This is a genomic window from Aeromonas sp. S41-2 (genome assembly GCF_027705845.1).
Lineage (GTDB): Bacteria > Pseudomonadota > Gammaproteobacteria > Enterobacterales > Aeromonadaceae > Aeromonas > Aeromonas hydrophila.
The window spans coordinates 1-9,541 of record NZ_JAPDCG010000021.1 but is presented as its reverse complement, the minus strand read 5'-3'; the positions used below and the strand labels follow the sequence as shown (position 1 = coordinate 9,541).

Here is a 9,541-nt window from a genome sequence, read left to right as displayed (position 1 = left end):
CGCCGTGGGTCGATGTTTGATGTTATGGAGCAGCAACGATGTTACGCAGCAGGGCAGTCGCCCTAAAACAAAGTTAGCCATATGAACTCGGAATCAGTACGCATTTATCTCGTTGCTGCGATGGGAGCCAATCGGGTTATTGGCAATGGTCCTAATATCCCCTGGAAAATTCCGGGTGAGCAGAAGATTTTTCGCAGACTCACTGAGGGAAAAGTCGTTGTCATGGGGCGAAAGACCTTTGAGTCTATCGGCAAGCCTCTACCGAACCGTCACACATTGGTAATCTCACGCCAAGCTAACTACCGCGCCACTGGCTGCGTAGTTGTTTCAACGCTGTCGCACGCTATCGCTTTGGCATCCGAACTCGGCAATGAACTCTACGTCGCGGGCGGAGCTGAGATATACACTCTGGCACTACCTCACGCCCACGGCGTGTTTCTATCTGAGGTACATCAAACCTTCGAGGGTGACGCCTTCTTCCCAATGCTCAACGAAACAGAATTCGAGCTTGTCTCAACCGAAACCATTCAAGCTGTAATTCCGTACACCCACTCCGTTTATGCGCGTCGAAACGGCTAACCATTCCGTCAACGGGACGCCAAAATGCTGCGCATTTTGGTTCCCTCCGCTGCGCTCCGGCTCTCGTTACGTCCAACGTTAGCACCACTGAAACCCAGCTTTATTTAGCTCATGTTTATTCAAACGGCATTTAGCTTTTCAGGCGTTATTCAGTGCCTGTTTTGCCTTTTTTCCGGGCTTCGCCTGCATGGGCTGCGCAGGTTTTCAGTCTTTTTGGCCTCTAGCCCTTGCGTAGCAAGCGCAAGCAGCTATCGTTTTTGCAGTGCTGTGCCGCCTCGGTGGCGCAGCGTTTTTTCACGGTTAGCGCCCGTCGCCAAATTCAAGTTATCCGTTTTGGCTTCTGGTTCTAACATTTCGGTCAAGCCGACCCGCATTCTGCGGTCGGCTTACCTCGCCCGTTAGACATCATGAGGGAAGCGGTGACCATCGAAATTTCGAACCAACTATCAGAGGTGCTAAGCGTCATTGAGCGCCATCTGGAATCAACGTTGCTGGCCGTGCATTTGTACGGCTCCGCAGTGGATGGCGGCCTGAAGCCATACAGCGATATTGATTTGTTGGTTACTGTGGCCGTAAAGCTTGATGAAACGACGCGGCGAGCATTGCTCAATGATCTTATGGAGGCTTCGGCTTTCCCTGGCGAGAGCGAGACGCTCCGCGCTATAGAAGTCACCCTTGTCGTGCATGACGACATCATCCCGTGGCGTTATCCGGCTAAGCGCGAGCTGCAATTTGGAGAATGGCAGCGCAATGACATTCTTGCGGGTATCTTCGAGCCAGCCATGATCGACATTGATCTAGCTATCCTGCTTACAAAAGCAAGAGAACATAGCGTTGCCTTGGTAGGTCCGGCAGCGGAGGAATTCTTTGACCCGGTTCCTGAACAGGATCTATTCGAGGCGCTGAGGGAAACCTTGAAGCTATGGAACTCGCAGCCCGACTGGGCCGGCGATGAGCGAAATGTAGTGCTTACGTTGTCCCGCATTTGGTACAGCGCAATAACCGGCAAAATCGCGCCGAAGGATGTCGCTGCCGACTGGGCAATAAAACGCCTACCTGCCCAGTATCAGCCCGTCTTACTTGAAGCTAAGCAAGCTTATCTGGGACAAAAAGAAGATCACTTGGCCTCACGCGCAGATCACTTGGAAGAATTTATTCGCTTTGTGAAAGGCGAGATCATCAAGTCAGTTGGTAAATGATGTCTAACAATTCGTTCAAGCCGACCGCGCTACGCGCGGCGGCTTAACTCCGGCGTTAGATGCACTAAGCACATAATTGCTCACAGCCAAACTATCAGGTCAAGTCTGCTTTTATTATTTTTAAGCGTGCATAATAAGCCCTACACAAATTGGGAGATATATCATGAAAGGCTGGCTTTTTCTTGTTATCGCAATAGTTGGCGAAGTAATCGCAACATCCGCATTAAAATCTAGCGAGGGCTTTACTAAGCTTGCCCCTTCCGCCGTTGTCATAATCGGTTATGGCATCGCATTTTATTTTCTTTCTCTGGTTCTGAAATCCATCCCTGTCGGTGTTGCTTATGCAGTCTGGTCGGGACTCGGCGTCGTCATAATTACAGCCATTGCCTGGTTGCTTCATGGGCAAAAGCTTGATGCGTGGGGCTTTGTAGGTATGGGGCTCATAATTGCTGCCTTTTTGCTCGCCCGATCCCCATCGTGGAAGTCGCTGCGGAGGCCGACGCCATGGTGACGGTGTTCGGCATTCTGAATCTCACCGAGGACTCCTTCTTCGATGAGAGCCGGCGGCTAGACCCCGCCGGCGCTGTCACCGCGGCGATCGAAATGCTGCGAGTCGGATCAGACGTCGTGGATGTCGGACCGGCCGCCAGCCATCCGGACGCGAGGCCTGTATCGCCGGCCGATGAGATCAGACGTATTGCGCCGCTCTTAGACGCCCTGTCCGATCAGATGCACCGTGTTTCAATCGACAGCTTCCAACCGGAAACCCAGCGCTATGCGCTCAAGCGCGGCGTGGGCTACCTGAACGATATCCAAGGATTTCCTGACCCTGCGCTCTATCCCGATATTGCTGAGGCGGACTGCAGGCTGGTGGTTATGCACTCAGCGCAGCGGGATGGCATCGCCACCCGCACCGGTCACCTTCGACCCGAAGACGCGCTCGACGAGATTGTGCGGTTCTTCGAGGCGCGGGTTTCCGCCTTGCGACGGAGCGGGGTCGCTGCCGACCGGCTCATCCTCGATCCGGGGATGGGATTTTTCTTGAGCCCCGCACCGGAAACATCGCTGCACGTGCTGTCGAACCTTCAAAAGCTGAAGTCGGCGTTGGGGCTTCCGCTATTGGTCTCGGTGTCGCGGAAATCCTTCTTGGGCGCCACCGTTGGCCTTCCTGTAAAGGATCTGGGTCCAGCGAGCCTTGCGGCGGAACTTCACGCGATCGGCAATGGCGCTGACTACGTCCGCACCCACGCGCCTGGAGATCTGCGAAGCGCAATCACCTTCTCGGAAACCCTCGCGAAATTTCGCAGTCGCGACGCCAGAGACCGAGGGTTAGATCATGCCTAGCATTCACCTTCCGGCCGCCCGCTAGCGGACCCTGGTCAGGTTCCGCGAAGGTGGGCGCAGACATGCTGGGCTCGTCAGGATCAAACTGCACTATGAGGCGGCGGTTCATACCGCGCCAGGGGAGCGAATGGACAGCGAGGAGCCTCCGAACGTTCGGGTCGCCTGCTCGGGTGATATCGACGAGGTTGTGCGGCTGATGCACGACGCTGCGGCGTGGATGTCCGCCAAGGGAACGCCCGCCTGGGACGTCGCGCGGATCGACCGGACATTCGCGGAGACCTTCGTCCTGAGATCCGAGCTCCTAGGGATCGCCTCAGAAAACGGAAAATAAAGCACGCTAAGCCGTAAGTAAGCGTGCTCCTGTGAAAGCCACAGCTAAAACTGCGTAGTACACATAGAGGTATTTTTTTCTAGATTTATATCGAATTTCGTTATCGAATTTCGCTTATTATTGATCAACTCGTTGCAGATCATGAAGGCGAAAGTATGACGAATAACCCTACCGATGACAGCAGACCATGGTCGGTCTTTCTTATTTTTCTGCGGCTTGGATTGACATCTTTTGGCGGCCCCATTGCGCACTTGGGCTACTTCCGCGCCGAATTTGTCACACGGCGGCGCTGGCTCTCCGAACGGAGCTATGCTGACTTGGTCGCGCTTTGTCAGTTCTTGCCAGGGCCTGCAAGCAGCCAGGTCGGCATAGCGGTAGGACTGTCTCGGGCTGGATACAGCGGGGCGCTGGCTGCTTGGGCTGGCTTCACGCTGCCGTCTGCCATAGCCTTGATCCTTTTTGCGCTCGGCATCTCCAGCTATGGCGATTACGTCTCGCAGGGCGCGTTGCATGGCTTAAAAGTGGTGGCTGTGGCCGTGGTCGCTCAAGCAGTATGGGGCATGGCGCGTAACCTATGCACGGATGGGCTGCGAGTCACCATCATGGCAATTGCTACCTGCGTCGTTTTACTTGTGCCGTCCGCGTGGGGACAGGTTGGCGTGATTGCTATCGCAGGCATCGCAGGCCGGTTATTGTTCAAGCCAGCGAAAGTTGTTGAGCATGACCCCCTACCTATCACGGTCAGTCACCGGGCCGGCGTGCTTTGGCTCTCGCTGTTCTTTGTCTTGCTGATTGGCCTGCCGGTGTTGGCCGAACTGATGCCAAGTCAAACCATGGCAATGGTGGATTCCTTCTATCGTGTCGGATCACTGGTGTTCGGCGGTGGTCACGTTGTGCTGCCATTACTGCAAGCCGAAGTGGTGCCCTCCGGCTGGGTCAACAATGAATCCTTTCTCGCGGGGTACGGGGCAGCTCAAGCGGTGCCCGGCCCTTTGTTCACGTTCGCCGCGTTTCTTGGTGCCTCGATGAACACCGCCCCGTCGGGCTGGATCGGCGGCATTGTGTGTCTGCTGGCTATCTTCGCGCCCTCGTTCTTGCTGGTCGTCGGATCAATGCCATTTTGGGAGCGTTTGCGCCGCAATACAGGCATCCAAGCTGCGCTGGCCGGGATCAATGCCGCTGTAGTCGGCTTGCTGCTGGCCGCGCTGTATCAGCCTGTATGGACTAGCGCCATCTTTCAGCCGCAAGACTTCGGCTTGGCATTAGTTGCCCTTGTCGCACTTATGTTCTGGAAGCTCCCGCCGTGGCTGGTTGTCCTCGGTAGCGGTGCAGCTGGGTGGCTGTTGAGCGTCGCTCTGTGAGGCACAAAAAATGACTGACAAAGACCTCTACGGCGGTTTGATCCGCCTGCACATCCTTCACCATGCAGCCGAGGAACCTGTCTTTGGGCTGGGGATCATCGAAGAGCTACGCCGACACGGCTACGAGATGAGCGCTGGCACCGTGTACCCGATGCTGCACGGCCTGGAAAAAAAAGGCTATCTGACCTCACGCCACGAACGCACCGGGCGACGTGAACGGCGTGTTTATGACATCACTGAACAAGGCAGAACTGCACTTGCTGATGCGAAAACAAAGGTCAAGGAGCTGTTCGGAGAGTTGGTAGAAGGTGGTTGAGTTTTTGCTTCTATGTCAGGTTGAGCTATACCCTAACTGGATTGTCATTTTCAGAAGACGACTGCACCAGTTGATTGGGCGTAATGGCTGTTGTGCAGCCAGCTCCTGACAGTTCAATATCAGAAGTGATCTGCACCAATCTCGACTATGCTCAATACTCGTGTGGGCTCTGTTGCAAAAATCGTGAAGCTTGAGCATGCTTGGCGGAGATTGGACGGACGGAACGATGACGGATTTCAAGTGGCGCCATTTCCAGGGTGATGTGATCCTGTGGGCGGTGCGCTGGTATTGTCGCTATCCGATCAGCTATCGCGACCTTGAGGAAATGCTGGCGGAACGCGGCATTTCGGTCGACCATACGACGATCTATCGCTGGGTCCAGTGCTACGCCCCGGAGATGGAGAAGCGGCTGCGCTGGTTCTGGCGGCGTGGCTTTGATCCGAGCTGGCGCCTGGATGAAACCTACGTCAAGGTGCGGGGCAAGTGGACCTACCTGTACCGGGCAGTCGACAAGCGGGGCGACACGATCGATTTCTACCTGTCGCCGACCCGCAGCGCCAAGGCAGCGAAGCGGTTCCTGGGCAAGGCCCTGCGAGGCCTGAAGCACTGGGAAAAGCCTGCCACGCTCAATACCGACAAAGCGCCGAGCTATGGTGCAGCGATCACCGAATTGAAGCGCGAAGGAAAGCTGGACCGGGAGACGGCCCACCGGCAGGTGAAGTATCTCAATAACGTGATCGAGGCCGATCACGGAAAGCTCAAGATACTGATCAAGCCGGTGCGCGGTTTCAAATCGATCCCCACGGCCTATGCCACGATCAAGGGATTCGAAGTCATGCGAGCCCTGCGCAAAGGACAGGCTCGCCCCTGGTGCCTGCAGCCCGGCATCAGGGGCGAGGTGCGCCTTGTGGAGAGAGCTTTTGGCATTGGGCCCTCGGCGCTGACGGAGGCCATGGGCATGCTCAACCACCATTTCGCAGCAGCCGCCTGATCGGCGCAGAGCGACAGCCTACCTCTGACTGCCGCCAATCTTTGCAACAGAGCCCGCCGTGCTAGTCTGCTCGGTGATGGTGGAGTGAAGCCAACCCGCAATCGGGTTATGAATCTGCATCGCGATTCGCAATCAGCTGTCTCTTGAGCATGTCGAACTCCTGCGATGTTATCTCGCCGTGCTCGTGCTGCTACACCAACTTGTCCAACTCATCCGCCACACCGCTCCCCACCACCTGCGATGGCCAGGTTGTTTGCTGGGCGCATTGGCGGAGTATCGTCTCGACCCGGGACACCCACACCGGCACAACCTTACGGGAGTGATTCACTGTCAAAGAATCGGCCCGGTGCTCTGACGCAAGTATCGGGATGGTCACCATTTGTAAGCCGTAGACCTGAGTGGTGATCAAGACTTCGATACCACCGACCGTACCGGTACTAATCGACGACGGTCGTGTTCGTCGCCTGCCGCAGGGACTCTGCACACCTCCGTTTACGCATGTGCCTGGAGGAGTTGGAAATCGTCGTGTTCGGGAAACATTAAACACAGGATGGCAGCGATCTGAGCCAGCACATGATCAGCTAGCTCACCATCCGGATCGACGGCCCACTGCATCGTCGCGCCAGCGATGACCGAGTGCAGGAGCAACTCAGCTGCCGCAGGAGCACCTGGGGGCAGTCGCTTGCGGATCCCCTCCACCACCGCGCGGTTCCGCTGGATCGCAAGCGTGCGTAGCTCCGGCACCTGGAGCTCGTACCAGGAGATGAGATAGTTCACCGAGAAGTCGTTGCGAGTGTTCATGCTCCGAACGAGCACCTGCAAAAATTCCCAGAGCCCTTGCGGCCCTGCGCCTATCGGTATCGCATTCAGGTAATGCCGCACCTGCTCGACGCCGCGCTCCATCATCCTCACCAGCAGCGTATCGCGGTTGGTGAAGCGCTGGATTAACGCTGCGCGGGAGAGCCCCACCTCCTTTGCTACTCCGCTGAGCGTGAACTCTATGGGACCGCAACGCTTCAGCACTACGGTGGCGGCCTCGAGTACCTCGTCATCGGACTTGAGCTTGGGGCGGGGCATCAGTGTTCACCTTCTGTATGGGTTGGGGCGGAGGCTGTGGCTGCCGCCGCCATTGTAGCAAATTGAAGACGGAGCGAGAGTAGAGCCACGAGCCCCGCAAACACGGCCGATACAACGAGGCCAGGGAGCGGACCAGCAAGGTCGACAAACGCGCCGGCCGCAAGCATAACCATGGGCGAGGCTGACAGCATCACCGCCGAGACCGTGCCGAGTACCCGGCCGAGAAGTTCTGGCGGCGTGCGGTTGTAGATGGCAGCGTTGAGAATGGGAGAGACTGAGCCGGTCAGCAGTCCCACGAGCGCGCCCAACAACATCAGCACCGGCACGCCTGGCAACTGTGAAAGCAGAAGCGAGCCCACCGCAGAGCCACAAAATGCCACCGCCAGCCAGTTCTGCGCTGATATCCGGGCGCCGACCGACGCATGAATGGCAATGCCAAGGAGACCACCAGCCCCCATCATTGAGGAGAACAGCCCGAGCTCTGCTACTTGGCGTCCTGCATCTACAAACAGCGCAGGCATGATGACGCTGCCGTTGGCGCCAACGATGCCCACGAAGATCATCACTATACCAAAGAGAGGGCGCAGCAGGGGTTCGCTCCAGAGAAAAGCGACGCCGGCGCGCATGGAGAGAGTCGCCGTCGTGGTCATCGTCCGAGCGGCACGCGCGGGAAGCACCCACGCGCCGAGCAGACCTGCAAGGACGGAGCAGAACGCCGTCAGCCCGAGCGTTGGCGCAGCGCCAAGCAGGCCGATTGCGGCCCCCCCAAGGGCCGGGCCACCTAGAATCGCGACGTTCCCGATCACCGCTTTCAGTGACGAGACGCGCTCAACGGAGAGCCCGGCGACGTGGCCGAGTTTGGGCAGCTCACTGTCCTGCGCGGCCATACCGGGTGCGTCGAACGCGGCACCGAGCACCACGCAAGCGATCAGCCCAGTGTTCGAGAGGGCGCCAACGGCATCGAGCAGTGGGATGCTCGCCATGGCCACGCCGCCCACCACACCCGAGATCAATGCGACGGGCGCGCGCCCGAACCGATCGACGAGGCCACCACCAACCCACGCGCCGATGATGGTCGCGATGACGCTGCTAGCGGCCGTGGCGCCCGCCCAGGCCGCGCTCTTTGTATGAGACAGGACGAACCATGGAAGCGCGAGGGCCGCCACCGCGTTGCCGATCCGGAAGAGAAAGGTCGCCGCGAACAGCGTCGCGAGCGGGCTATATCGACGTTCGCTCATTCCGCTGCGGCGAGCTGCGCCTTCGCCGCAGCGAGGTACTCTTCGTTACCCGAGTCGAGGGCGAAGAGTGCGTAGGTGACCGCCCCGAACGCAAGGCGCTCCGCGATGTGGTGGGCGAGCCGCGGCCACACCCGGCCACCGGCCGCTTCATACGTGAGGAGGAGCTTCGCGAGCCCCTCTTCACCAAAGACCATAAGGTGCGCGGCCATGTCGATGGCAGGGTCATCAACGCGGGCCTCGCTCCAGTCGATCATCCCGCTGACGCGCTCCGTGTTGTCGATGAGCACATGGCCCACGTAGAGATCGCCATGCACCACCACGGAGAAATCTGGCCACGACGAATCGTCGTCGAGCCAGCGCTGCCACCGGTGGAGGCGCTTGTCGTTCACCACGAACTCGCGTCGGACGCGGTCAACGTCGTCGGCCACCTTCTGACGGGCCTGCGTCGGTGTACGGATGAGCATCCCCGCATCCACGGCGGCGGAAATGGGGACGGCATGCAGGGCGGCGAGCGCGGTCGCGAAGCTCTCCGCGAAGACCTCCGAGTCCTGCGGCACGACCCAGTCGGGCGTGGACGAACCAGGCTGGATGACCATCGCAGTCGAGTCTTCGAGCATGGGATAGGCAACGAGCTCGGCGTTGGCCACGCGCCAGTCCGGCACCGCGAACGGCAGGCGATTCTTGAGCATTGCCAGCACCCGCGCCTCTGGTTCGACCTTCGCGCTTACCTCGGCTCGGCGCGGGATGCGCAGCACCCACCGACGTCCATCGTCGACGGTGGCGATCACGATCCTATAGTCGAGCCCAAGCTCATTGACAGTCAGCGGGCCATGGAGCTTGAGCCCATGTCGGGCTGCAAGTGCGTACAGTTGGGAGGTATCGGCGGTCGTGACTACGGTCATGATTCACTCCTGAGGGCTTGACGGGTTTAGCCACCTAAATGTAACAGTCACGTCGGTTATATTCAATCCGGCACTGTTGCAAAGTTAGCGATGAGGCAGCCTTTTGTCTTATTCAAAGGCCTTACATTTCAAAAACTCTGCTTACCAGGCGCATTTCGCCCAGGGGATCACCATAATAAAATGCTGAGGCCTGGCCTTTGCGT

General features: G+C 58.2%; 12 protein-coding genes and 1 pseudogene. 9 read left to right on the top strand and 4 right to left on the bottom strand.

Annotated features, from left to right (window positions below; all coding sequences use genetic code 11):
- Positions 1-81 precede the first annotated feature (81 nt).
- The 9 genes from dfrA12 (at position 82) to OKC44_RS21975 (ending at position 6,121) form a co-directional block, all read left to right on the top strand.
- Positions 82-579, top strand: coding sequence for a trimethoprim-resistant dihydrofolate reductase DfrA12 (gene dfrA12, locus OKC44_RS22020; RefSeq protein ID WP_001083725.1), 498 nt, complete (start codon positions 82-84; stop codon positions 577-579).
- A gap of 111 nt (positions 580-690) precedes the next feature.
- Positions 691-981 carry a DUF1010 domain-containing protein gene (locus OKC44_RS22015; protein ID WP_001336345.1) on the top strand — a complete coding sequence of 97 codons (291 nt, stop codon included), beginning with the start codon at positions 691-693 and terminating at the stop codon, positions 979-981.
- A 5-nt stretch (positions 982-986) separates the two neighbouring features.
- Entirely contained in the window at positions 987-1,778 is a 792-nt protein-coding gene (locus OKC44_RS22010) for an ANT(3'')-Ia family aminoglycoside nucleotidyltransferase AadA2 (protein WP_001206356.1), read from the top strand.
- A 163-nt stretch (positions 1,779-1,941) separates the two neighbouring features.
- A complete protein-coding gene (locus OKC44_RS22005; RefSeq protein WP_000679427.1) occupies positions 1,942-2,289 on the top strand; it encodes a quaternary ammonium compound efflux SMR transporter QacE delta 1 in 348 nt (115 codons plus the stop codon).
- Complete coding sequence (gene sul1 / locus OKC44_RS22000; protein WP_000259031.1) at positions 2,283-3,122, top strand: sulfonamide-resistant dihydropteroate synthase Sul1; 840 nt, start codon at positions 2,283-2,285, stop codon at positions 3,120-3,122. Before OKC44_RS22005 ends, sul1 begins: the two co-directional genes overlap by 7 nt.
- A 127-nt stretch (positions 3,123-3,249) precedes the next feature.
- Positions 3,250-3,453 (top strand): hypothetical protein, encoded by a 204-nt coding sequence (locus OKC44_RS21995; RefSeq protein WP_000376616.1) that lies wholly within the window; start codon positions 3,250-3,252, stop codon positions 3,451-3,453.
- Positions 3,454-3,608: 155 nt separating this feature from the next.
- Entirely contained in the window at positions 3,609-4,814 is a 1,206-nt protein-coding gene (chrA, locus tag OKC44_RS21990; protein ID WP_000184001.1) for a chromate efflux transporter, read from the top strand.
- A 10-nt stretch (positions 4,815-4,824) separates the two neighbouring features.
- Entirely contained in the window at positions 4,825-5,130 is a 306-nt protein-coding gene (locus OKC44_RS21985; RefSeq protein ID WP_000130000.1) for a PadR family transcriptional regulator, read from the top strand.
- A 226-nt stretch (positions 5,131-5,356) separates the two neighbouring features.
- Positions 5,357-6,121, top strand: coding sequence for an IS6-like element IS6100 family transposase (locus OKC44_RS21975; protein WP_001389365.1), 765 nt, complete (start codon positions 5,357-5,359; stop codon positions 6,119-6,121).
- Positions 6,122-6,613: 492 nt separating this feature from the next.
- Here OKC44_RS21975 and mphR(A) read toward each other — a convergent pair whose 3' ends face one another.
- The 4 genes and pseudogenes from mphR(A) to OKC44_RS21955 all read right to left on the bottom strand — a co-directional run.
- Entirely contained in the window at positions 6,614-7,198 is a 585-nt protein-coding gene (gene mphR(A) / locus OKC44_RS21970) for a macrolide-binding transcriptional repressor MphR(A) (protein ID WP_001137892.1), read from the bottom strand.
- The gene (mrx(A), locus tag OKC44_RS21965; protein ID WP_000004159.1) at positions 7,198-8,436 is read right to left on the bottom strand and encodes a macrolide resistance MFS transporter Mrx(A); all 1,239 of its coding nucleotides are present in this window, start codon (positions 8,434-8,436) and stop codon (positions 7,198-7,200) included. The genes mphR(A) and mrx(A) overlap by 1 nt, the downstream gene beginning before the upstream one ends.
- Positions 8,433-9,338 (bottom strand): Mph(A) family macrolide 2'-phosphotransferase, encoded by a 906-nt coding sequence (locus OKC44_RS21960; RefSeq protein WP_000219391.1) that lies wholly within the window; start codon positions 9,336-9,338, stop codon positions 8,433-8,435. Before OKC44_RS21960 ends, mrx(A) begins: the two co-directional genes overlap by 4 nt.
- A gap of 121 nt (positions 9,339-9,459) precedes the next feature.
- A pseudogene (locus OKC44_RS21955) lies at positions 9,460-9,541 on the bottom strand (IS6 family transposase); the annotation flags it as partial.

What these genes read in the sequence shown, in the direction of transcription:
- OKC44_RS22015 (WP_001336345.1), top strand. Translation starts at nt 691, where the DNA reads ATGTTTATTCAAACGGCATTTAGCTTTTCAGGCGTTATTCAGTGCCTG.
- OKC44_RS22010 (WP_001206356.1), top strand. Translation starts at nt 987, where the DNA reads ATGAGGGAAGCGGTGACCATCGAAATTTCGAACCAACTATCAGAGGTG.
- sul1 (WP_000259031.1), top strand. Translation starts at nt 2,283, where the DNA reads ATGGTGACGGTGTTCGGCATTCTGAATCTCACCGAGGACTCCTTCTTC.
- chrA (WP_000184001.1), top strand. Translation starts at nt 3,609, where the DNA reads ATGACGAATAACCCTACCGATGACAGCAGACCATGGTCGGTCTTTCTT.
- OKC44_RS21960 (WP_000219391.1), bottom strand. Translation starts at nt 9,338, where the DNA reads ATGACCGTAGTCACGACCGCCGATACCTCCCAACTGTACGCACTTGCA.
- OKC44_RS21975 (WP_001389365.1), top strand. Translation starts at nt 5,357, where the DNA reads ATGACGGATTTCAAGTGGCGCCATTTCCAGGGTGATGTGATCCTGTGG.
- OKC44_RS22005 (WP_000679427.1), top strand. Translation starts at nt 1,942, where the DNA reads ATGAAAGGCTGGCTTTTTCTTGTTATCGCAATAGTTGGCGAAGTAATC.
- OKC44_RS21995 (WP_000376616.1), top strand. Translation starts at nt 3,250, where the DNA reads ATGGACAGCGAGGAGCCTCCGAACGTTCGGGTCGCCTGCTCGGGTGAT.
- OKC44_RS21985 (WP_000130000.1), top strand. Translation starts at nt 4,825, where the DNA reads ATGACTGACAAAGACCTCTACGGCGGTTTGATCCGCCTGCACATCCTT.
- dfrA12 (WP_001083725.1), top strand. Translation starts at nt 82, where the DNA reads ATGAACTCGGAATCAGTACGCATTTATCTCGTTGCTGCGATGGGAGCC.